The following is a 22749-nucleotide window of genomic DNA, read 5'->3' on the forward strand; positions in this document are numbered from 1 at the left end:
GGTATGTCAGTCAACGATGATTGCGACTGATATGCCGGATTCGCGAGCAAGCCCGCTCCCACAGTTTTGATCCGGGACGGATCAGTGTGCGGTGCTGTAGCGGCGGACGCTGTTTTCCATCGCCGGGACTTGTGCCGCAGTGCTGCCGGAGGCCTGAAACAGTACCAGGTGTTCAGCGGCAACACGAATCCCTACATCCGCGCCGATTGCATGATCAGCGTGGCTCGGGAATATCGATTCCAGTTGCGCGCCTGTCGGCAATTGCAGGCGATACAGCGTCGACGCGCCAAGGAAGGTCTTGCCGACGATCCGTGCTATCAAGCCGCTGTCTGGCGCATAAACGATGTCATCCGGGCGCAGCAACACATCCACTGCACCGCCAACCGGCCAGGTGTAGGCCCGGTTGCCACGCAGCTCACCCAGTTCGGTCTGCACCGATTCCGGGCTGCCGAGCTGGCCGCGAATGAAGTAACCCTGCCCGATGAAACTGGCCACAAACGGCGTTGCCGGTTCGTGGTACAGGTTGTACGGCGTGTCCCACTGCTCCAGTCGACCTTCCTTGAATACGCCAACATGATCGCTGACGGCAAAGGCTTCTTCCTGATCGTGGGTCACCAGAATCGCACTGGTGCCACGGGCCTTGAGGATGTCGCGCACCTCGTGGCTCAGTTTGCGGCGCAACTCGCCATCGAGGTTGGAGAACGGCTCGTCGAGCAGCAGCAATTGAGGTTCTGGCGCCAGGGCGCGGGCGAGGGCGACGCGCTGTTGTTGACCACCGGACAATTCGTGCGCAAAGCGTTTGCCGAGGTGCTTCAGGTTGACCAGTTCCAGCAGTTCTTCGGTGATGCGTGCCTTGTTCGGGTGTTTGCGAATACCGAACGCGATGTTGTCGGCAACGCTCAGGTGCGGGAACAGCGCGTAGTCCTGAAACACCATGCCAATCCGGCGTTTCTCCGGTGCCAGGGTGAACCCGGCGCGGGAGATGGTTTCGCCGCCGAGGGTGATTTCACCGTCGTGCACCGGTTCGAACCCGGCGATGGCGCGCAGGGTGGTGGTCTTGCCGCAACCGGACGAGCCGAGCAGACAGCCGATGTCACCGGCATTGAGGTGCAGATTGAGGTTCTGCACCACGCGTTGGTCTTGATAGCCGCAAGCGAGGTTGCGCAGTTTCAGCAGTATTTCATGGCTCATGCGTGGTGATATGCCGGTTCGACGAGGAACTCGAGCAGGGCCTTCTGTGCGTGGAGACGGTTTTCTGCCTGATCCCAAGCGACGGAGCGCGGGTCATCAAGCAGGTCGAGGCTGATTTCTTCGCCACGGTGCGCCGGCAGGCAATGCATGAACAGCACGTCCTCGGCAGCGAGGTCGAGCAGGGCACGGTTGACCTGAAACGGCGCGAACAGCTTGAGGCGCTTGGCAGTTTCCTCTTCCTGACCCATCGAAGTCCAGACGTCGGTGCTCACCAGATGCGCGCCGCGTGCGGCGTCCTGCGGATCGCGGACGATGGTCACGCGATCACCGGCCTTGGCGACGAATTCAGGGTTGGGCTCGTAGCCTTCCGGGCAGGCGATGCGCAACTGGAAGTCGAACTGGATCGCCGCTTCTATATAGCTGTTGCACATGTTGTTGCCGTCGCCGATCCAGGCCACGGTCTTGCCCTGGATCGAGCCACGGTGCTCAAGGAAGGTTTGCATGTCGGCGAGCAACTGGCACGGATGCAGGTCGTCGGACAGGCCGTTGATCACCGGCACGCGCGAGTTGGCGGCGAATTCGGTCAAGGTGCTGTGGGCAAAGGTACGGATCATCACCGCATCAAGCATGCTCGACATGACAATGGCGCAGTCGCCAATAGGTTCGCCACGGCCCAGTTGGGTGTCGCGCGGCGAGAGAAAGATCGCCTGCCCGCCGAGCTGGATCATGCCGGCCTCGAAGGAGATCCGGGTGCGGGTCGAGGATTTCTCGAAGATCATCCCCAGCACGCGGTTTTTCAGAGGCTCGAACAGTACGCCGCGGTTACGCAGGTCCTTGAGCTCAACGCCTCGACGGATCACGCTGACCAGCTCTTCGGGCGTGCAATCCATCAGGGAGAGAAAGTGCCTTGCGCTCATCATTGACTACCTTTTGCTACAAACCGCAGATGCTCAAAGCCTTGTTTAACGGAACAACGGGCGAGACCTGCGGCGTAAGCCGCACGGGGGCGACGAAATAGGGGAAGGCGCGATATTGACACTAAATGTCGCGTTTTTCCAATAGGCTACGGTTTTTGCGGAATTCGGAGGGCGGACCTCCAGTAGCGGTCGCGCATTTGAAGCCGGGTTCAGGACAGCAGTAAGCCTCTTTTTACACTGGCCTTGCGGGGCTTGGCAATCAGGCGTGGCGGGGATCGCATCATTGCGGTCGGTTGTGGGCTGCGCGGCTGCGGATTCGCTTGGTCGGATGGTCGGGTTGAAACATTTGCTAAAGCAAAGTGCTGGGTTATAAATAGCTTTCGAGCGACGCAGGAAGCCTCCGCATGGAATCGAAAGAAAAAATATTAATGGAATTGCTGGGCCACACGGCTCGCTCCCTCACGCATCTGACCGCCTCGGTCACGTCGATGTCCTTCGAACTGCTGCGCAGCGAAGACGAAGTGGTCAAGTCCGCCGGTCGTCATATGATCGACCGCATGGCAACCATCAGCGCCGGGCTCGATGAGCACTGGCGCCTTATCGGCGAACTCACTGGCGTCCACGTGGCGCACGAGCAGATCGAAACCATTCAGGAAATCCAGTTGCAGGCGCCGCCACAGTTGCCGTCCAACTGAACATGGCGGCTATCGGCTCGCCTGATAACCGCCGATTCACAAGACGAACGTCGCTGGCGCGTGGCTTGCGCCGGGGCCATAGTTTTGTTCCCGCGAGCGTTGTTGCCCGCCCAGAACAAGACAGAGACTGGCCATGACCAAGACTCTCCATCACCGTGCCTGCCACCTGTGTGAGGCTATTTGCGGCCTGACCATCGAGACCACCGAAACCGATGGGGATGTTGCCATCACCTCGATCAAAGGTGACGCCCTCGACACCTTCAGTCGTGGGCATATCTGCCCCAAGGCTGTGGCGTTGCAGGACATCCAGAATGATCCGGATCGTCTGCGTCAGCCGGTGCGCCGGGTCGGCAGTGAATGGCTGCCGATCGAGTGGGACGAGGCGTTTGCCCTGGTGGCCGAGCGTCTGGCGGCGATTCAGGAGCGGCATGGGCAGAATGCGGTGGCCGTGTATCAAGGCAACCCGAGCGTGCACAACTACGGGTTGATGACCCACAGCAATTACTTCCTCGGCCTGCTGAAGACCCGCAATCGCTATTCGGCGACATCGGTCGATCAACTGCCCCATCACCTGAGCAGCTACCTGATGTACGGCCACGGCCTGCTGCTGCCGATTCCGGATATTGATCACACCGATTTCATGTTGATCCTCGGCGGCAATCCACTGGCTTCCAACGGCAGCATCATGACCGTACCGGATGTCGAGAAACGTTTGAAAGCGATCCAGGCGCGCGGCGGCAAAGTGGTGGTGGTTGACCCACGGCGCAGTGAGACGGCGGCAATCGCCGATCAGCATGTGTTCGTGCGCCCGGGTGGCGATGCGGCGTTGTTGTTCGGGGTGCTCAACACGCTGTTCAGCGAAGGGCTGACGCGCGACAGTCATTTGCCCGTCGATGGCCTGGACGAAGTGCGCGCCGCCGTCGCGAACTTCACTGCAGAAGCCATGAGTCCCTTGTGTGCGGTGCCTGCCGAGCAGATCCGCCAGTTGGCCCGTGATTTCGCTGGTGCACCGAGTGCGGTCTGTTACGGGCGCATGGGCGTTTCGACGCAGGCCTTCGGCACGCTGTGTCATTGGGTGGTGCAATTGATCAATCTGGTCACCGGCAACCTTGACCGGGTGGGCGGTGCGCTGTGTACCGAGCCGGCTGTGGATCTGGTGGCATCGACCTCGGGCGGGCATTTCAACAAGTGGCAGAGCCGGGTTTCCGGCCGCCCCGAATACGGCGGCGAACTGCCGGTGTCGGCGCTGGCTGAAGAGATGCTCACCGAAGGCGAGGGCCAGATCCGGGCGCTGATTACCGTTGCTGGCAATCCGGTGTTGTCGACGCCCAACGGCAGGCAGTTGGAACAGGCGCTGGACGGCCTGGAGTTCATGGTCAGCATCGACCTGTACATCAACGAAACCACGCGCTACGCCGATCTGATTCTGCCGTCGACCTCGGCGCTGGAGAACGATCACTACGACACCACGTTCAACCTCTTTGCGGTACGCAACGTCACCCGGTTCAATCGCGCGATCCTCGCCAAACCCGAGGGCGCGTTGCATGACTGGGAAATCTTCGTGGGCCTGGCCAAAGCCTTCGCCGGGAAAACCGGCAAGGACCTGAAGCCGACCTTGCCGCCGGCGAAGATGATCGACATGGGCCTGCGCATGGGCCTGTATGGTGACTCGTCCGAGCAGAAGCTGTCGCTGGCGACGTTGTTCGATCATCCCCACGGGATGGATCTGGGCGCGTTGAAAGCCAATCTGGCTGCGCGTCTGAAAACGCCGAATCAGCGAGTGCAGGCCGCTCCGCCCGAAATTCTCGCTGACCTCGCACGCTTCGCCACCCTGCAAGCCCCGGCGGCCGATGAGCTGCTGATGATTGGCCGCCGCCATGTACGCAGCAATAATTCGTGGATGCACAACTACCATCGCTTGGTGAAGGGCAAACCGCGTCATCAATTGCTGATGCATCCGGATGATCTCGCCAGTCGTGGACTCAACGATGGTCAGAGGGTGCGTGTCAGTTCGCGGGTCGGGCAGATTGAAGTCGAGGTGGTCGGCAGTCTGGACATGATGAAAGGCGTGGTCAGTCTGCCGCACGGCTGGGGACACGCGCGGCCAGGCGTGCAGATGGCGATTGCCAGCGGTCAGCCGGGGTCGAGTGCCAATGACCTGACCGATGAGTGCCAGCTCGACGAGTTGTCCGGGAATGCCGCGTTGAATGGCGTGCCAGTGACCGTGGCCGCGGCCTGAGCATGTCTGTCGGGGAGACCGAGCATGGCGCTCGGGATTCCGTTACAATGCGCCACCGTGCCGACCTGTGAGTCGGAAAGTTCAGCCGAGGTGCTCCATGGATATCATCGAAACGATTAAAGAGCAGATTGCCAACAACACCATTCTGCTTTACATGAAAGGCTCGCCGAATGCCCCGCAGTGCGGCTTCTCCGCGAAGGCTGCACAGGCTGTGATGGCATGTGGCGAAAAGTTTGCGTATGTGGACATCCTGCAGAACCCGGAAATCCGCGCCAACCTGCCCAAGTACGCCAACTGGCCGACTTTCCCGCAACTGTGGGTTGGCGGTGAGCTGGTCGGCGGTAGCGACATCATGACCGAGATGGCTGCAGACGGTTCGCTGCAAAGCACCATCAAGGCGGCTGTTGAAGCAGCGGCGGCGAACAAGTCCGAAGCCTGATAAGGCTTTTGTGGGAGCGAGCCTGCTCGCGAATGCTTTCTGCCGCTGACGACGTTGTCGGCTGACATGACGCTATCGCCAGCAGGCTGGCTCCCACAGGGATTGCGGTAGTGACCACAATCCGGGCAATAAAAAGCCCCGCGCCTCGAAAGAGGGCGGGGCTTTTTAGTGTCTCGAATTTAGCGGGCGCTAACTTACTCTTCGCCCATCTGCGATTGCAGGTAGTTCTCAAGACCGATTTTGTCGATCAGGCCCAGCTGGGTTTCCAGCCAGTCGATGTGCTCTTCTTCGGATTCGAGAATGTCTTCGAGCAGTTCACGGCTGCCGAAGTCGCCAACGGTTTCGCAGTGAGCGATAGCGGCTTTCAGATCGGCGTGGCCGGTCTTCTCGATGCGCAGGTCGCACTCCAGCATTTCCTGGGTGTGTTCGCCGATGTGCAGCTTGCCCAGGTCCTGCACGTTCGGCAGGCCTTCGAGGAAGAGGATGCGCTTGATCAGCTTGTCCGCGTGTTTCATCTCGTCGATGGACTCGTGGTACTCGTGCTTGCCCAGCTTGTTCAGGCCCCAATCTTCATACATGCGTGCATGCAGGAAGTACTGATTGATCGCGACCAGCTCATTGGCAAGGATCTTGTTGAGATGCTGGATGACTGTAATGTCGCCTTTCATGATGGGAGTCCTGCCCTGTATTAGCTGTATATAAGGCGGAGTTTGAGCTTCGTACTTATAAGTGTCAAACCTAAGTTATTGAATAATATATGAAAATTAATCGGAATAAGAATGTTTGTGTTCCGCGTCTAGAGCGTAAGCAGTTGATTTGCAGGCATAAAAAAACCGGACATAAGTCCGGTTTTTTGAAATGGGGCTAATTAAGCGGCAGTAAATTCCACAGGGTAGGGGATCGCGGCCTGCACGTTTTGCAGCTTGGTCAGGGTTTCGCGAACCACTTCCTTGGCCAGGCAAGCACATTTGCCGCATTGGCTGGCTACGCCAGTGGCCTGACGAACTTCTTTATAGCTGCAGCAACCTTCATAGATCGCTTCGCGGATCTGTCCGTCGGTGACGCCAGTGCAGAGGCAAACATACATAAGTAAGAACCGTCGCTGGTTGTGACTCAATTGCGATGGATCTTAATGTTAACGAGAATGATTGTCAAAGTGCTTTCGGGCAACTTTCAGCAGGTTGACAGGGGGGACTGACGAACGGTGGTTACTGGCGATTTGCCTGGCCCTGTAAATGCACGGGGTTGCCTGGTGTCCTTGAAAAAACCGTTAAGGACAGGCGAAAAACGCAGTGTATGATGGTCGGCCCTTGCGAAGGGGGTTCGTGTCACAGGGCTGTCGCCTGAGGGTGGCAGGCTGGCGCGAACCCTGAACTTCAAGTTTTTACACCAGGAGATATCAATGAGCGTACTCGTAGGCAAACAAGCCCCTGACTTCACCGTCCCGGCCGTACTCGGCAATGGCGAGATCGTTGACAGCTTCACCCTGTCCTCGGCCATCAAAGGCAAATACGGCCTGGTGTTCTTCTACCCACTGGACTTCACCTTCGTCTGCCCGTCCGAGCTGATTGCTCTGGACAACCGCATGGCTGACTTCAAGGCACGCAACGTTGAAGTGATCGCTGTGTCGATCGACTCGCACTTCACTCACAACGCATGGCGCAACACTCCAGTGAACAATGGCGGCATCGGTCAGGTGAAATACACCATGGCTGCCGACATGAAGCACGACATCGCCAAGGCTTACGACGTTGAATCCGAAGGCGGCGTGGCTTTCCGTGGCGCCTTCCTGATCGACGACAAAGGCGTTGTTCGCTCGCAGATCATCAACGACCTGCCACTGGGCCGTAACATGGAAGAGCTGATCCGTCTGGTTGACGCTCTGCAATTCCACGAAGAGCACGGCGAAGTCTGCCCTGCCAACTGGAAAAAAGGCGACAAAGGCATGAACGCTTCGCCAGAAGGCGTGGCGGCTTACCTGACCGAGAACGCTGCTGCTCTGTAAGGCGCAACGTCGAGGTACAAAAAAACCGGCTCATTGAGCCGGTTTTTTTATGCGCGGGATTTGCCGACGACGATCACTCAGTCGTCGAAGTCTTCCCAGCCGCCCATCTGCTTCCAGCGATTGACGATGCCACAGAACAGCTCAGCGGTTTTTTCGGTGTCGTAACGCGCCGAGTGCGCCTCACGCCCGTCGAAATCGATGTCGGCTGCCTGACAGGCCTTGGCCAGCACGGTCTGACCATACGCCAGGCCAGCCAGCGTCGCGGTGTCGAAACTGGAGAACGGGTGAAACGGGTTGCGCTTCATGTCCAGTCGCGCAACTGCGGCATTGAGGAAGCCAAGATCGAAGCTGCTGTTGTGGCCGACCAGGATCGCACGCTTGCAGCCATTGGCCTTCAGCGCCTTGCGTATGCCACGGAAGATGTCGGTCAGCGCCGTTTCTTCGCTGACGGCCATGCGCAGCGGATGATCGAGCTTGATGCCGGTGAACTCCAGCGCCGCTGCTTCGATGTTGGCGCCTTCGAACGGCTCAACACGGAAGAAGTAGGTGTGATCCGGGTAAACAAAACCCTTTTCATCCATGGCGATGGTGGTCGCAGCAATTTCCAGCAATGCATCGGTGGCCGAGTTGAAGCCGCCGGTTTCTACGTCGACGACAACCGGCAGGTAGCCGCGAAAGCGTGCTGCCATCGGGTGACGAGAACCGCCGCCGCCACTTTGTCCGTCCAGTTCGTCGTCGAAATGGTCTTCACTCACGCGTGTTCCTCCAGCAGGCGCCAGCGCAGTTTTTCACCGGCGCGCAGCGGGATAACGGTCAGCTCGCCAAACGGCAGGCTGGTCGGGGCAGTCCATTCTTCACGAACCAGGGTAATGCGATCGGTGTTCGCCGGCAGGCCGTAGAAACGCGGGCCGTTGAGGCTGGCGAAGGCTTCAAGCTTGTCCAGCGCATTGCGCTGTTCGAACGCCTCGGCGTACATCTCGATGGCGGCGTAGGCGGTGTAGCAGCCGGCGCAGCCGCAAGCGGCTTCCTTGGCATGCTGGGCGTGCGGCGCCGAGTCGGTGCCGAGGAAGAACTTCGCGCTGCCACTGGTGGCGGCATCGAGCAGGGCTTCCTGATGCGTGTTGCGCTTGAGGATTGGCAGGCAATAGAAATGCGGCCGAATCCCGCCCACCAGCATGTGGTTGCGGTTGTACAGCAGGTGATGCGCGGTGATGGTCGCGCCAACGTTGGCCGACGCCTCGTTGACGAACTGCACGGCATCGCCGGTGGTGATGTGTTCGAACACCACTTTGAGCGTCGGGAAGCGCTCGACGACACGGCGCATGTGCTCATCGATGAAAATCTTTTCGCGGTCGAACACGTCCACGTCGCCACGGGTGACTTCGCCGTGGATCAACAACGGCATGCCGACTTCGGCCATGGCCTCCAGCGCCGGGAAAATCTTGTCGATGCTGGTCACGCCGGAATCGGAGTTGGTGGTCGCGCCGGCCGGGTACAGCTTGGCGGCGTACACGAAACCGCTGGCCTTGGCTTCACGAATTTCTTCGGGCTGGGTACGGTCGGTGAGGTACAGCACCATCAACGGTTCGAAGCGACTGCCGGCCGGGCGGGCAGCGAGAATCCGCTGGCGATAGCCGTCGGCCTCGGCGGCGTTGCGCACCGGCGGGACCAGGTTGGGCATGATGATGGCGCGGCCAAAGGTGCGCGCAACATCGGCAACGGTATTGGTCAACACGGCACCATCGCGAAGATGAATGTGCCAGTCGTCGGGACGCAGCAGGGTCAGGCGGTCGGACATGAGGGGATTCCAGGCGGGTCAAACTGAGGCGAATGCTACCGGAAAAGACTCTTGCAGGCACTCGCTATCAAGTTTTGCGGGAAGCTTCCGATATCCCGTAGGTATGCCGTAAACATAGTGTGAATCGGTCTTTGTGTTTCAGAAGCCAATGGAGCCTCCCGTGCGCCAGCGTTATTTAGCCTTGCTCAGTGTGTTTGCCAGCCTTCCCGCGATGGCGCTCACGTACCAGACCCGTCTGGAGAACATTGAGTGGACGGTCGCCGGCGACAAGTTCGAATGCCGCCTGACGCAACCGATCACCGATTTTGGTTCCGGCGAGTTCGTGCGCAAGGCGGGCGAGCAGGCGATCTTCCGCCTGAATGCCTACAACGCCATGCTTGGCGGCGGCTCGGCAACCTTGCTGGCAGCGGCGGCGCCATGGCAGCCGGGGCGCGGCGACATCAATCTGGGGTCGGTCAGGCTCGGCAGCGGCAATGTACTGTTCAACAGCTCGCAATCTCAGGCCGGTGGCTTGATCAGCGGTCTGCTCGACGGTCGCAGCCCGGTGGTGCGACGTGCGTCTGGCGATGGCCGGGTGTCGGAAGTGCGTCTGCTGCCGGTCAAGTTCAGCAAGGCGTTCAACGACTATCAAACTTGCGTGGCGAAATTGCTGCCGCAGAATTTCGACCAGATCAAGCAATCGCAAATCGGTTTCCCCGGCGAAGGTGTTGATCTTGACGCCGCCGCCAAGGCCAAGCTGCAAGTGATGCTCGAATTCATGAAGGCCGATCCGACGGTCAATCACATCGAACTCGATGGTCACTCCGACAACAGCGGCAATCGCCTGACCAACCGTGAATTGTCGCGGCGCCGGGCGCTGGCAGTGGTTGACTTCTTCAAGGCCAACGGCATTCAGGAATCGCAGATCACCGTGCGTTTCCATGGCGAGCAATATCCCATTGTGCCGAACACCAGTGCGGCCAATCGCGCGAAGAACCGTCGGGTCAATGTCAAACTGGCGCGCGTCGCGCCGACAGCGGCTCCGGCGCCGCAAGCGAGCACTCCAGCCAATACTGCGGCGACTTCCTGACCCGCCGGTCATCGTCGCGCTCTCGACAGATTCTGTCGCTTTGTCGTCTTAAGCTGTCGCGCCTCTGTAAATTATCGCGTTTGAGCGGTAGACTCCTCGGCTTTCCGTAGAACCCCGTGGAGTGATGGCATGGCGGACGTAAACAAGGTCGTTCTGGCGTATTCCGGCGGCCTGGACACTTCGGTGATCCTCAAGTGGCTGCAGGATACTTATAACTGTGAAGTGGTGACCTTCACCGCTGATCTCGGTCAAGGCGAAGAGGTCGAGCCGGCCCGCGCCAAGGCTCAGGCCATGGGCGTCAAAGAAATCTACATCGACGATCTGCGCGAAGAGTTCGTGCGTGATTTCGTGTTCCCGATGTTCCGCGCCAACACCGTTTACGAAGGTGAGTACCTGCTGGGTACTTCTATCGCGCGTCCGCTGATCGCCAAGCGTCTGATCGAAATCGCCAACGAAACCGGCGCTGATGCCATTTCTCACGGCGCGACCGGCAAAGGCAACGATCAGGTGCGTTTCGAACTGGGTGCCTACGCACTCAAGCCTGGCGTAAAAGTGATCGCGCCTTGGCGTGAGTGGGACCTGTTGTCCCGCGAGAAGCTGATGGACTACGCCGAGAAGCATGCGATCCCGATCGAGCGTCACGGCAAGAAGAAGTCCCCGTACTCGATGGACGCCAACCTGCTGCACATCTCCTATGAAGGCGGCGTGCTGGAAGACACCTGGACCGAGCACGAAGAAGACATGTGGAAATGGACCGTCTCCCCGGAGAACGCTCCTGACAAAGCGCAATACCTGGAACTGACCTACCGTAACGGCGACATCGTTGCTCTGGACGGCGTCGAAATGACCCCGGCTACCGTGCTGGCGACGCTGAACAAGATCGGTGGCGCTCACGGTATCGGCCGTCTCGACATCGTCGAAAACCGTTACGTCGGCATGAAGTCCCGTGGCTGCTACGAAACCCCGGGTGGCACCATCATGCTGCGCGCTCACCGCGCCATCGAGTCGATCACCCTGGACCGCGAAGTCGCTCACCTCAAAGACGAGCTGATGCCGAAGTACGCCAGCCTCATTTACACCGGCTACTGGTGGAGCCCTGAGCGTCTGATGCTGCAACAGATGATCGACGCATCCCAGGTCAACGTGAACGGCGTTGTGCGCCTGAAACTGTACAAAGGCAACGTGATCGTCACTGGCCGCAAGTCCGACGATTCGCTGTTCGATTCCAACATCGCGACCTTCGAAGAAGACGGCGGTGCTTACAACCAGGCCGACGCGGCGGGCTTCATCAAGCTCAACGCGCTGCGCATGCGCATTGCGGCCAACAAAGGTCGCAAGCTGTTCTGAGTCCTTTGAACGCGCAATAAAAATGGCGGCTTGTCGTATGACATAGCCGCCATTTTTTTTGTCGGAACCCACTGTCGTTGTCTCATTCTCTCTTAAGAATCATTGAGGTCCGCGTGCACGGGTTATAGGCAATGTAGTGCGTTGCCCGACCACGCTTCCTCGCCTGTTTGCAAAGCGCCGGCACGATTTGCATGAGAAAGGCCGATGACTTGGCGTTGCTCAGAAACAGAATTGCCCTGGCGGATTGCTTGTCGCCGCGGGTAAGGTTTTCGACGAGCGCTTCAAAATCCTTGCGCGCATGCATTCGGCGCACATCGATGACTCGCAGGGTTCCCAGCTCCTTGGGAAGCTGAATGTGGTGTTCGGCACATGGACACAACCGTTCAGTGTGTTCTGCATGTGTTTCGCAGTCACGAGGAACAGGTCTGAAGTCTAGCCCCGCGATCTTCGCCTTCTCCGCTGACTCAGGTGCCGAAGTGTTTTTGAAATCCGGGGTGTTGGCAATTACTTTCAGAAAACTTTCGTCTTTGTCGAAGTCTGAAGGCGCATACAGAGAACGATAGTTAAAGTTTAATGTAATAAAAAATAGCAAGAGCAAATAAAATGGAAAACTTATCAGGAACCAGACATAAATTTCACGCTCACCTTCTTCAAGGAAAGGCAGAGAGATAGCGGCAGATGATTCGGATATAAACGCAAATATTGCGATTACTGTCATTGGGTTGGCTATTTTCTTTTTGATTTTCATCATGCAGTTTGCTCATTGAGTCTGATTGTCCGTGGTTAAGGTTTTACGGATGTGGAGCGAGTGTCTGTTTTTATATTAAAAGTATGAGTTTTGATAGACGTATCTTGTTTCAGGTTTTGGTTTTAGTCGATTGTTAGTGTCGATATCCGAACTATCAGTCATGTAATGCAATCAGCTATTCAACTCTTTTAGTGCAGAACGGTACTCTTGGAACGCCCGGATCTGGCGTCTGTGCGGCAAAATTCGCTCGCTGGCAATGGCGAAAATGCCTGCGGGCACGTTCTCTAAAGTGTGGGGGTTGGATTTTTTGTAGGAAAAATCTTTGTTTGGTGTAGGGGATGTCTTTCGCTGCAAGTGCAATAGAACTCTGTTGTGCAATGTCGCAAGTGACTAGGCTATTGTGCGTGCTCTAAAAATTCGAACAGCGAAACTGGACTTGCCCATGAATAAAGTGCTGATCGTGGATGATCACCCCGTCATTCGTCTCGCAGTGCGTATGCTGATGGAAAGACATGGCTACGAAGTTATAGCAGAGACGGATAACGGCGTGGATGCCCTGCAACTTGCGCGCGAACAAATGCCGGATATAGTCATTCTGGATATTGGAATACCGAAACTCGATGGACTGGAAGTTATTGCGCGGCTCGCTTCGACTTCCATGCCGATGAAAGTCCTGGTGCTGACGTCCCAGGCACCTGGACACTTTTCAATGCGTTGCATGCAATCAGGCGCTGCCGGCTATGTTTGCAAACAACAGGACCTGACCGAACTGCTCAGTGCCATCAAGGCGGTGCTGTCCGGCTACAGTTATTTCCCCAACCAGGCATTGCATACCGTGCGTACCAGCCTGGGCAATGCCAGTGAGGCGGACATGGTTGATCGTCTGTCCGGGCGTGAAATGATGGTGTTGCAGCAACTCGCTCGGGGCAAGACCAACAAGGAAATTGCTGATGGCATGTTTCTCAGCAACAAGACGGTGAGTACCTACAAGACCCGACTGTTGTTGAAACTCAATGCACGCTCGCTGGTGGATTTGATCGAATTGGCACAGCGAAACGGTCTTGTCTGAATCAGGCTTCAGCTGACGGGATCATGGGCCGATCAAAACCAGCGTCCAGCACAAAGAAAAAAGCCTCCGGGTCAGGAGGCTTTAAATCTCAAAGATCATAATCGTAGTCGGCCAATTGTCGTTGCAATCGGCGCTCCTCAAGCATGTTGTCGATGGTCCGGCGTTTGCTGAGGTTGGTTTTTGCCACCTCGACCACGGGTTCTGCGTCATCGGTCTCAGCGGCAATAAAATCGTCTTCTACGTCCAATTGCTCTTTATCGGTACTCATAAGGTTGCTCCCGGCTAAGACTGCCTTTGGCGCTCCTTATATCGACATTACCGCGGCGGGTAAAAAAGATTTTTTCAATCGATAGATGCAGAAAACCAATAATCACTCAATCGTCGGAAGTTTTGTGTTTGTACTCGCACAAATCTTCGATCCGGCAACTGCCGCAGCGTGGTTTACGTGCCAGGCACACATAGCGCCCATGCAGGATAAGCCAGTGGTGAGAGTCGAGAAGGTAATCCTTGGGCACAAACTTCATCAGCTTGTTTTCCACTTCAACCACATTCTTGCCCGGTGCAATGCCGGTGCGATTGCTGACGCGGAAGATGTGCGTATCGACGGCCATGGTCAGCTGACGAAACGCGGTATTGAGTACCACGTTGGCCGTTTTGCGCCCGACACCGGGTAAGGCCTCCAGTTGCTCTCGGGTCTGTGGAACTTCCCCCCCGTGAAGTTCGACCAGCATGCGGCAGGTCTCGATGACGTTTTTTGCCTTGCTGTTATACAGGCCGATTGTCTTGATGTACTCGGACAGGCCTTCGACCCCCAGGGCATGAATCGCCGCCGGTGTATTGGCGATGGGGAACAGCTTGGCGGTGGCCTTGTTGACGCCAACGTCTGTCGACTGTGCCGACAAAATCACTGCGATCAGCAGCTCGAAAGGCGAGGAATAGGCCAGTTCGGTCTTCGGCTCGGGGTTGTCTTCGTGCAGTCGGCGGAAGATCTCCAGACGTTTTGCGGCATTCATGGGCGATGCGTTTCCTTGGAAATAGGGTTCGGACGAGTCCACGCCTGGTGGGCGGCGAGCAACAATCCGAGAAAAATCAGAGCGCCGGGAACCAGAGTGATCCAATGCAGCCCTTCACTGAATAAAACCAGACCCTGCCAATGCGCGGAAAGATCGCCACCGAGGCGCCCGTGCCCGGCAAGCTCACGCAGTGCAGCGAGTGTCAGCATCAGCCCGGCGAACAGCGCGCCGAGTTTCAGGCGTGCAGCCAGTGGTTGCTGAAAGAAGCCATTATGTTCCAGCACCAGACACTGCAAGGCGATCAGTCCAGCATAAAAACCTGAAGCCTGGTGCCACGGCAGCGACCAGCGCTGGGCAAGAATATCGGCGCAACTGGTCAGAGTCGCAGCGAGCAGGATACTGCTCAGCCCTGCACTCACTGACGACAGGTGCGAGCGCAGGGGGGGCATGCACACGCTGTAGGCAATCACCACCGCGATGCACATCAACATCGTCCCCAGCGCGCTGCCCAGTGAGCCGGTGGTACCCAGCAGCAAAACCAGAATCATTGAGTTCGACAACGTCGCCACGCGCTTCATGTCCCGCTCCCCAACAAGACTGCCCGGTGCTCATCGAAGTAGCGCAGCGCATCGTGAATGGCGTTGATGGTTGCGCGGGAGGTGATGGTGGCGCCGGCGATCTGATCAAATTGTCCCCCATCCTTTTTCAATGCCCAGCCGGCATCAGCGGGTTCGGCAGTCGATTTGCCGGCAAATCCCTGCAGCCAGCGATTGGGCCAGTCGCCGACATGCCCGCCCAGCGCCGGCGTTTCGATTTGCCTTAGGGTTTTCACGCCGACAAGCGTGCCGTTGGCATCAATGGCCAACAGCAGTTCGATGGCACCCGCATAACCCTGGGTCTGGCTGCGCAATAACACGGCCACTGGCTGCCCGGCCTTGGTGGCCCGATAACCCGCCAGAAGCTTGCTGTGCTTCAGGTCGATATCAATCAGCGCAAGGGGCTGTGCCAGTGGTTGATTGTCATAGGCTTGTGCAGGAAGCACGTCGAGCAATCGGCGGCTGTCGAGCATTTGTTGTTCGGCGGCTATTTGCGCAGCACTGCTGCGTTGCAGCCAATACGTCACGCCGACGCCGACGCTTGTCAGCACCACAATAACGACGACGTTTGCCATGCGAGTCATGACGTCACCCGGAGTTGGCGGGCGGTGGCAAAACGCTCCAGCGCGGGTACACAGAGATTCATCAACAACACCGCAAACGCCACGCCATCCGGGTAACCGCCCCAGGTGCGGATCACATAGGTCAGCAGGCCGACGCCTACGCCAAACAGCCCTTGGGCGAGTGCATTTTTTGCCCCGGAGACCGGCTCGGTGATGATGAAAAACGCCCCGAGCATGGTCGCGCCACTGAGCAGATGAAACAGCGGCGAGCCATGGGAGTTCGAGCCCGAACCGTTCCAGCACAACAGACTGATGACGAACAGACTGGCGAGCATGCCTACCGGAGCGTGCCAGGTGAACACCCGTCGCTGCAGCAGAAACAGCCCGCCGGCGAGAAACGCCAGATTCACCCATTCCACTGCGCGTCCGCCGAATCGGCCGAATGCCGGATGGCTGGCGAACAGTTCATCCATGGTCAGGCTGTTGTTGATGCGCAGGCTGTCCAGAACAGTGGCCTGCACCCAGGCATCCGGCGCCTGACCCATGCTGAACACCTGTTGCAGCGCTGCCGACAGATTCATGCCATGGGCCGGCCAATGGGTCATTGGCTGCGGGAACATCACCATGGTCAGGGCAAAACCCAACATGGCCGGGTTGAATGGATTTTTGCCGACACCGCCATAAAGGTGTTTGCCGAACAGCAGGCCCGCTGCGACGGCGGTCACCGTAAGCCACCCGGGACAATAGGGCGGCAGGGCGGCGGCCAGGAGCGTCGCGCTGACCAGCGCGCTGCCATCGCTCAGGCTGGCCTGCACCGGTTGTCGGCGCAGGCGGCTGACGCCGGCCTCGACCAGCAACGCTGTGCAGACACACAGCATCAGGTTGATCAACACTCCCCAGCCATACAGCCAGAACAACGCCAACAGCCCCGGCAGCGTGGCGAGCAACACCCGTTTCATCGCCTGTTGCAGGCGCTCATCCGGCGCCTCAAGGGCTGACATGGTCTTGCACCTGACGCTCGGCGTCTTGCAAGGCGTGTTCGGCCTCGCGCAATGCCTGCTCCAGCGGGGCGATTTGTTCTGGCGCGGCCTCGGCGGTCCGGGCCTTTTTCAGCTCGGCGCGGCGCATCGCCAACTGGATTTTTGCCCGTTTCAGATCGGCGTCTTTCGCCGGGGCGGGGGTAACCGGCGTCACTTGAACGGTAACTTGCAGCGCTGCCAAGGCTTGCTCGGCCGCTTCGAACTGCTGCTGCAAAACGATCAGTTGCGATTGCTGCTCGAACGTCGGCGGGTGGCCGAAGGCTTTCAGCGATTTGTGCAATTGCGCACGACTCATCGCGACATCGATCTTGGCTTTTTTCACGGCCGCGTCAGCGCTGACGGCTTTCTGTGCGCGCACACGTTCCAGTGCCGCCTGCACCGGATCAAGGGTGCTGATCTGCGGTTGCGCTGCGCGTTTGGCCCGTGCTTCGCGCTCGGCCTGTTTCTGCAGTTCTTCCCGGTGCAAGCGGTCGTTGCGTCGTTCAAAACGCTGGCGCGCATGAGCGCGCTTCGCGGCGCGCGCGCGCTGCTCTTCAAGACTGACTGCCAGACCGCCGACCACGGGCATTATGGTTGGCGGCAAAGGATGCATTTCGATGCAGTCCACCGGGCACGGCGCTACGCAAAGGTCGCACCCGGTACATTCGTCGATCAGCACGGTGTGCATCAGCTTCGCCGCGCCGACGATGGCATCGATGGGGCAGGCCTGAATGCACTTGGTGCAGCCAATGCACTCGGCTTCGCGGATGTAGGCCACTTGTGCCGGCGCGCAGCCGCGACTGACGTCCAGTTCCAGTACCGGTACTTTCAACAGGTCCGCCAGCGCCGCAATGGTTTCGTCACCGCCGGGCGGGCACTTGTTGATCGGCTCGCCGTCGACGATGCCTTGTGCATAGGGCTTGCATCCGGGATGGCCGCACTTGCCGCATTGGGTCTGCGGCAGCAGGGCATCGATGCGTTGAATCAGACTCATGTTTTGATCAGTCCACTGAATCCGAGAAAAATCACTGCAATCAGTCCGGCGCCGATCAGATCAATCGGCAAGCCGCGAAAGGGCAGGGGGATATTGTTGCCAGCCGTTCGCTCGCGCAAATCACAGAACAGACTCAGCACCAGCCAGAACCCGAGGCCGGCGCCGAGGCTCAGGGCCGTGGCAAACAGCAGCCCCCGATCGTTTTGCGCGTTGATCAGCGCCAGCCCCAGTACACCGGCATTGCCGAGCAACAGCGGCCACAGTCCGTCGAAAGGCAGGCTCGGCAACCTGCGCTCCAGTTGCTTCAACAACGGTGCGATCAGTAGAACGCTCAGCGGCAGGAATACGAACAGGCGCAGGACTTCAAGGTGCAGCGGCACCAGCAGCCAGTGCCAGATCAGGTAGCCGCCCACACCGACGATCAGCATCAGGCACAACGTGGCCAACCCCAGCGCATGCACCTGACGCCGACTGCCGGCCAGCAGCGGATCGACGCCCAGCGGCCAGTGCAACACGAAGTTGTTGAGCAGCGCAGCACTGACAAGCGTAAGCAGGAGTTCGGTCATGGTTCTGCCGGCAAAACGGGGCGGATGTCTCTTAAGGTTAGGCATTATCCGGCAGCCACGGTGGGTGGGCCAGATATGAAAAATCCCACCGGCATGCAGGGCACGTCGGTGGGATCGATTTGTCGCAGGGCCTTACTTGATGCGTTGACCCGGCTTGGCGCCGCTGTCCGGGCTTAGCAGGTAGATTTCTTCACCGCCAGGGCCTGCTGCCATCACCATGCCTTCGGATATACCGAACTTCATTTTCCGCGGTTTGAGGTTGGCGATCATCATGGTCAGGCGACCGTCGAGTCTGGACGGGTCCGGATACGCGCTCTTGATCCCGGAGAACACGTTGCGCTGCTCGTCACCGAGGTCGAGGGTCAGGCGCAGCAGCTTGTCGGCGCCTTCCACGTGTTCAGCCTTGACGATCAGGGCGACGCGCAGGTCAACGGCGGCGAACGCGTCGAAGTCGATTTCCGGCGACAGCGGGTCCTTGGCCAGTTCGCCATTACCCGCCGGTGCGGCGGCACCCGTGTCGGTCTGGCTGGCGGTCAGGTCTTCCTTCGAAGCGTCGGTCATGGCTTGTACTTTTACCGGGTCGATGCGGGTCATCAACGGTTTGAATTCGTTCAACTGATGGTTGGCCAGCAGGGTGGTGTGGTCGTTCCAGGTCAGCGGGGCGACGTTGAGGAACGCCTCGGCATCGGCGGCCAGCAGAGGCAGCACCGGCTTGAGGAAGATCACCAGCTGGCGGAACAGGTTAATGCCGGTGGCGCAGATCGCCTGGACTTCATCCTGCTTGCCTTCCTGCTTGTTCAGCGACCACGGTGCCTTGTCGGCGATCCAGGCGTTGGCGCGGTCGGCCAGGGCCATGGTTTCACGCATGGCACGGGCGAAGTCGCGGGCTTCATAGGCGTCGGCAATGCCTGGCGCGGCGGCGAGGAACGCCTCGGTCAGCTCTGGCGCGGCATTGTTGTCGACCAGCAGGCCGGCGTTGCCCTTGTGGATAAAACCGGCGCAACGGCTGGCGATGTTGACCACTTTGCCGACCAGGTCGGAATTGACCTTCTGCACGAAGTCTTCGAGGTTCAGGTCGAGGTCATCGACGCCACGGCCCAGTTTGGCCGCGTAGTAGTAACGCAGGTATTCCGGCGACAGATGATCGAGGTAGGTGCGCGCCTTGATGAATGTGCCACGAGACTTGGACATCTTCTGGCCGTTGACGGTCAGGTAGCCGTGCACGTTGATCCCGGTAGGCTTGCGGTAGCCCGCGCCTTCAAGCATCGCTGGCCAGAACAGCGCGTGGAAGTTGACGATGTCCTTGCCGATGAAGTGATACAGCTCGGCAGTGGAGTCCTTGCCCCAGAATGCGTCGAAATCCAGCTCCGGCGTGCGGTCGCAAAGGTTCTTGAAGCTGGCCATGTAGCCGATAGGCGCATCCAGCCACACGTAGAAATACTTGCCCGGTTCGCCCGGGATTTCGAAACCGAAGTACGGCGCATCGCGGGAGATATCCCACTGTTGCAGGCCCGCGTCCAGCCATTCGGCGATCTTGTTGGCGACTGCGTCCTGCAACGTGCCGCTGCGGGTCCAGGCCTGCAGCATTTCCTGGAAGTCCGGCAGCTTGAAGAAGAAGTGCTGGGAATCCTTGAGCACCGGGGTGGCGCCAGAGATGGCCGACTTCGGATCTTTCAGATCAGTCGGTGCGTAGGTCGCGCCGCATTTTTCGCAGTTGTCGCCATACTGGTCTTCGGTGCCGCATTTCGGGCAAGTGCCCTTGATGAAGCGGTCGGCCAGGAACATTTTCTTTTCCGGGTCGAAATACTGGGTGATCGAACGCTGGGCGATGTGCCCCGCGTCACGCAGTTTGAGATAGATCTGACTCGACAGCTCACGGTTTTCTTCGGCGTGAGTGGAGTGGAAGTTGTCAAAATCGACCAGGAACTCGGCAAAGTCGGCGCTGTGTTCAGCCTGCACGTTGGCGATCAGTTGCTCCGGGGTAATGCCTTCCTTTTCTGCACGCAGCATGATCGCCGAACCGTGGGCGTCGTCGGCGCAGACATAGATGCATTGATTGCCGCGATGCTTCTGGAAGCGCACCCACATATCGGTCTGGATGTATTCCAGCATATGGCCAAGGTGAATCGAACCGTTGGCGTAAGGCAGGGCGCTGGTGACGAGGATCTTGCGTGGTTCGGACATGTGGGGCTTCGCTACTTGATGAAACGGAGGTCGGCCACTATAAAGCGCTGGCGCATATTTTTCACCCTGTGCACCTGTTTCAGTGGATGAGCAGGCAGAAAAGAACGCTGCCGAAGGCTGCGATCTTTTTCAGGTACGATACCCGCCATCTTTTCCCAGTCTTGTTATCGGAGTTGCCCATGAGCGCCGTCACTCGCGCAACGGTGGAAGCCGTCCTCAGCCAATACACCGACCCCTATCTGAACCAGGACCCGGTCAGCGCCGGTTGCGTGAAGCACATCGAAGTCGTCGGTGATCGCGTCAACGTGCAACTGGAAATCGGCTACGCCGCCGGTCTGTTCAAGAGCGGCTGGGCGCAAATGTTGCAGCTGGCGATCGAGAACCTCGACGGCGTGACGGCGGCGAAAGTCGAGATCACCACCGTGATCGCCGCGCACAAGGCGCAGGCGCAGATTCCGGGGCTGGCCAACGTCAAGAACGTGGTCGCCGTGGCCTCCGGCAAGGGCGGTGTGGGCAAATCGACCACCGCTGCCAACCTCGCGTTGGCCCTGGCCCGTGAAGGCGCCAAGGTCGGCATTCTCGATGCCGATATCTATGGTCCGAGCCAAGGCATCATGTTCGGCATTCCCGAGCGCACCCGCCCTGAAATCAAGGACCAGAAATGGTTCGTGCCGCTCAAGGCCCACGGCGTGGAAGTCATGTCGATGGCTTTCCTGACCGACGACAACACGCCGATGGTCTGGCGCGGGCCTATGGTCTCCGGCGCGCTGCTGCAACTGGTCACGCAAACCGCGTGGGGCGACCTCGATTATCTGGTGATCGACATGCCGCCAGGCACCGGCGACATCCAGCTGACCCTGGCGCAGAAAGTCCCGGTGGCCGGCGCGGTCATCGTCACCACCCCGCAGGATCTGGCGCTGCTCGACGCGCGCAAAGGCGTGGAAATGTTCCGCAAGGTCAACATTCCGGTGCTGGGTGTGGTGGAAAACATGGCCGTGCACATCTGCTCGAACTGCGGGCATGCCGAGCATCTGTTCGGTGAGGGCGGCGGTGAGAAACTGGCCACCCAGTTCGGCGTTGAACTGCTGGCCTCGTTGCCGTTGTCGATGCTGATCCGCGAGCAGGCCGATGGCGGCAAGCCAACGGTGATCGCCGAGCCGGACAGCCAGATTGCCATGGTCTATCAGGAACTGGCCCGCCACGTCGGCGCGCGGATTGTGTTGCAGGAAGCGGTTACGCCGGCGATGCCGAACATCACCATCAGTGACGATTGATCAGAAGCACATTAAACGCTGGGAGCGGGCTTGCCCGCGAAGCCGGTGTGTCAGTCGACAGAGATGTTGTCTGACCCACCGGATTCGCGAGCAAGCCTGCTCCCACAGCGGTTTTTGTGTTGGCAGTCAGATACGTAAACCGCCATCCATCTCCAGAATCCGACCGGTGTAATAGTCGTTCTCAAAGATGTAAGCCGCCGAATGGGCGATCTCTTCCGGCTTGCCCATGCGCTTGAGCGGAATCCCCGCAGTCATCTTCTCCAGTGCTTCCGGTTTCATGCCCAGGGTCATTTCGGTTTCGATGAAGCCCGGCGCGATGCCGGCCACGCGAATGCCGTAACGCGCCAGCTCTTTGGCCCAGGTCACGGTCGCCGCCGCCACGCCTGCCTTGGCCGCAGAATAGTTGGTCTGACCGACGTTGCCCGCACGGGAGATCGACGAGATATTGATGATCGCGCCGCTGGTTTTCAGTTCGACCATTTTCGCCGCCACTTCTCGGGTGCAGAGGAACACGCCGGTCAGGTTGACGTCGATGACCGCCTGCCACTGGGCCAGGCTCATCTTGGTCATTTCGCCGTCCTTGACCTTCAGCAGCAGACCATCGCGCAGAATGCCCGCATTGTTGATCAAGCCGTGGATCGCCCCGAAATCGGCGGCAACCTGGGCGACCATGTGCCCGACCTGTTCTTCATTGGCAACGTTGCACAGATAACCGCGAGCCTCGACACCCTTGGCCTTGCAGGCCGCGACCGCGTCATCGAGTTTCTCCTGATTGAGATCGACCAACGCGAGCTTCGCGCCTTTGCCGGCGAAATACTCGGCCATCGAGCGGCCCAAACCCTGGCAACCGCCAGTGATAATGATTACTTTGTCGTTGAGTTGCATGCGCATGCCCCGATAGCAGGTCTGAGTAGTTGTTTTTATCAGCGTCTCTCGATCTGCTCCGGCCTTGGCCGGGATGCACGTGAGAGTTGCCCGATGGCGTGACCGAAACTTGTATTCGGGCGCCAGTCCGTTTTTTCG

At 58.9% G+C, this 22749-nt stretch carries 24 protein-coding genes; 8 read left to right on the top strand and 16 right to left on the bottom strand.

The features are described from left to right. Positions 1-81: 81 nt before the first annotated feature. Both AACY19_RS06790 and argF read right to left on the bottom strand, forming a co-directional pair. Positions 82-1191 (bottom strand): ABC transporter ATP-binding protein, encoded by a 1110-nt coding sequence (locus AACY19_RS06790; RefSeq protein WP_339449197.1) that lies wholly within the window; start codon positions 1189-1191, stop codon positions 82-84. Further along, positions 1188-2108, bottom strand: coding sequence for an ornithine carbamoyltransferase (argF, locus tag AACY19_RS06795; RefSeq protein ID WP_339449199.1), 921 nt, complete (start codon positions 2106-2108; stop codon positions 1188-1190). Before argF ends, AACY19_RS06790 begins: the two co-directional genes overlap by 4 nt. Positions 2109-2512: 404 nt before the next feature. On the opposite strand from argF, the gene AACY19_RS06800 reads away from it, so the two are divergent. From AACY19_RS06800 to grxD, 3 genes are all read left to right on the top strand, one after another. After that, positions 2513-2803: a hypothetical protein gene (locus AACY19_RS06800; protein WP_339449201.1), complete on the top strand. Its 291-nt coding sequence runs from the start codon at positions 2513-2515 to the stop codon at positions 2801-2803. Between the two features lie 133 nt (positions 2804-2936). Next, on the top strand, positions 2937-5042 hold the full coding sequence (locus AACY19_RS06805; RefSeq protein WP_339449203.1) for a molybdopterin oxidoreductase family protein: 2106 nt from the start codon (positions 2937-2939) through the stop codon (positions 5040-5042). A 97-nt stretch (positions 5043-5139) separates the two neighbouring features. Beyond that, a complete protein-coding gene (gene grxD / locus AACY19_RS06810; RefSeq protein ID WP_016773402.1) occupies positions 5140-5481 on the top strand; it encodes a Grx4 family monothiol glutaredoxin in 342 nt (113 codons plus the stop codon). 194 nt (positions 5482-5675) lie between these two features. Here the strand turns inward: grxD and bfr are convergent, their stop codons facing one another. Together bfr and AACY19_RS06820 are read right to left on the bottom strand one after the other, a co-directional pair. Further along, a complete protein-coding gene (gene bfr / locus AACY19_RS06815) occupies positions 5676-6149 on the bottom strand; it encodes a bacterioferritin (RefSeq protein ID WP_339449205.1) in 474 nt (157 codons plus the stop codon). A gap of 200 nt (positions 6150-6349) precedes the next feature. Then, positions 6350-6568, bottom strand: coding sequence for a bacterioferritin-associated ferredoxin (locus AACY19_RS06820; RefSeq protein ID WP_339449207.1), 219 nt, complete (start codon positions 6566-6568; stop codon positions 6350-6352). Between the two features lie 315 nt (positions 6569-6883). Here AACY19_RS06820 and AACY19_RS06825 point away from each other — a divergent pair, with 315 nt between their 5' ends. Continuing rightward, a complete protein-coding gene (locus tag AACY19_RS06825; protein WP_003227723.1) occupies positions 6884-7486 on the top strand; it encodes a peroxiredoxin in 603 nt (200 codons plus the stop codon). Positions 7487-7563: 77 nt separating this feature from the next. On the opposite strand, the gene rnt is transcribed toward AACY19_RS06825, so the two are convergent. Both rnt and pyrC read right to left on the bottom strand, forming a co-directional pair. Next, positions 7564-8241 (bottom strand): ribonuclease T, encoded by a 678-nt coding sequence (rnt, locus tag AACY19_RS06830; protein WP_007916667.1) that lies wholly within the window; start codon positions 8239-8241, stop codon positions 7564-7566. Beyond that, positions 8238-9284 (bottom strand): dihydroorotase, encoded by a 1047-nt coding sequence (gene pyrC, locus AACY19_RS06835; RefSeq protein ID WP_339449210.1) that lies wholly within the window; start codon positions 9282-9284, stop codon positions 8238-8240. Before pyrC ends, rnt begins: the two co-directional genes overlap by 4 nt. Before the next feature lie 160 nt (positions 9285-9444). Here pyrC and AACY19_RS06840 point away from each other — a divergent pair, with 160 nt between their 5' ends. Continuing rightward, positions 9445-10353: a flagellar protein MotY gene (locus AACY19_RS06840; RefSeq protein WP_339449212.1), complete on the top strand. Its 909-nt coding sequence runs from the start codon at positions 9445-9447 to the stop codon at positions 10351-10353. A 129-nt stretch (positions 10354-10482) separates the two neighbouring features. After that, positions 10483-11700, top strand: a complete 1218-nt coding sequence (locus AACY19_RS06845; protein WP_007916658.1) for an argininosuccinate synthase — start codon at positions 10483-10485, stop codon at positions 11698-11700. A gap of 82 nt (positions 11701-11782) precedes the next feature. On the opposite strand, the gene AACY19_RS06850 is transcribed toward AACY19_RS06845, so the two are convergent. After that, positions 11783-12451, bottom strand: a complete 669-nt coding sequence (locus AACY19_RS06850; protein WP_339449215.1) for a hypothetical protein — start codon at positions 12449-12451, stop codon at positions 11783-11785. Between the two features lie 439 nt (positions 12452-12890). Between AACY19_RS06850 and AACY19_RS06855 the strand changes: the two genes are divergently transcribed. Then, positions 12891-13517 carry a response regulator transcription factor gene (locus tag AACY19_RS06855; RefSeq protein WP_339449217.1) on the top strand — a complete coding sequence of 209 codons (627 nt, stop codon included), beginning with the start codon at positions 12891-12893 and terminating at the stop codon, positions 13515-13517. An 88-nt stretch (positions 13518-13605) separates the two neighbouring features. Here the strand turns inward: AACY19_RS06855 and AACY19_RS06860 are convergent, their stop codons facing one another. The 8 genes from AACY19_RS06860 to metG all read right to left on the bottom strand — a co-directional run bounded on the left by AACY19_RS06860 (position 13606) and on the right by metG (position 20452). Beyond that, positions 13606-13785: a PA3496 family putative envelope integrity protein gene (locus tag AACY19_RS06860; RefSeq protein WP_339449219.1), complete on the bottom strand. Its 180-nt coding sequence runs from the start codon at positions 13783-13785 to the stop codon at positions 13606-13608. Positions 13786-13891: 106 nt separating this feature from the next. Beyond that, positions 13892-14530, bottom strand: a complete 639-nt coding sequence (gene nth, locus AACY19_RS06865; protein WP_339449221.1) for an endonuclease III — start codon at positions 14528-14530, stop codon at positions 13892-13894. After that, positions 14527-15108, bottom strand: coding sequence for an Rnf-Nqr domain containing protein (locus tag AACY19_RS06870; protein WP_339449223.1), 582 nt, complete (start codon positions 15106-15108; stop codon positions 14527-14529). The genes nth and AACY19_RS06870 overlap by 4 nt, the downstream gene beginning before the upstream one ends. Continuing rightward, positions 15105-15710: an RnfABCDGE type electron transport complex subunit G gene (locus tag AACY19_RS06875; protein WP_339449225.1), complete on the bottom strand. Its 606-nt coding sequence runs from the start codon at positions 15708-15710 to the stop codon at positions 15105-15107. The genes AACY19_RS06870 and AACY19_RS06875 overlap by 4 nt, the downstream gene beginning before the upstream one ends. After that, positions 15707-16690: an RnfABCDGE type electron transport complex subunit D gene (locus AACY19_RS06880; protein WP_339449228.1), complete on the bottom strand. Its 984-nt coding sequence runs from the start codon at positions 16688-16690 to the stop codon at positions 15707-15709. Before AACY19_RS06880 ends, AACY19_RS06875 begins: the two co-directional genes overlap by 4 nt. Further along, the gene (gene rsxB / locus AACY19_RS06885; protein WP_339449230.1) at positions 16677-17702 is read right to left on the bottom strand and encodes an electron transport complex subunit RsxB; all 1026 of its coding nucleotides are present in this window, start codon (positions 17700-17702) and stop codon (positions 16677-16679) included. Before rsxB ends, AACY19_RS06880 begins: the two co-directional genes overlap by 14 nt. Continuing rightward, positions 17699-18268 (bottom strand): electron transport complex protein RnfA, encoded by a 570-nt coding sequence (locus AACY19_RS06890; RefSeq protein ID WP_339449232.1) that lies wholly within the window; start codon positions 18266-18268, stop codon positions 17699-17701. Before AACY19_RS06890 ends, rsxB begins: the two co-directional genes overlap by 4 nt. A gap of 132 nt (positions 18269-18400) precedes the next feature. After that, positions 18401-20452, bottom strand: coding sequence for a methionine--tRNA ligase (gene metG, locus AACY19_RS06895; RefSeq protein ID WP_339449234.1), 2052 nt, complete (start codon positions 20450-20452; stop codon positions 18401-18403). Between the two features lie 179 nt (positions 20453-20631). Between metG and apbC the strand changes: the two genes are divergently transcribed. Next, positions 20632-21726 carry an iron-sulfur cluster carrier protein ApbC gene (gene apbC, locus AACY19_RS06900; RefSeq protein ID WP_339449236.1) on the top strand — a complete coding sequence of 365 codons (1095 nt, stop codon included), beginning with the start codon at positions 20632-20634 and terminating at the stop codon, positions 21724-21726. Positions 21727-21852: 126 nt separating this feature from the next. Here the strand turns inward: apbC and AACY19_RS06905 are convergent, their stop codons facing one another. After that, positions 21853-22611: an SDR family oxidoreductase gene (locus AACY19_RS06905; RefSeq protein ID WP_339449238.1), complete on the bottom strand. Its 759-nt coding sequence runs from the start codon at positions 22609-22611 to the stop codon at positions 21853-21855. Positions 22612-22749 lie beyond the last annotated feature (138 nt).

It is taken from the genome of Pseudomonas sp. EA_5y_Pfl2_R50, assembly GCF_963970475.1.
Taxonomy (GTDB): Bacteria; Pseudomonadota; Gammaproteobacteria; order Pseudomonadales; family Pseudomonadaceae; genus Aquipseudomonas.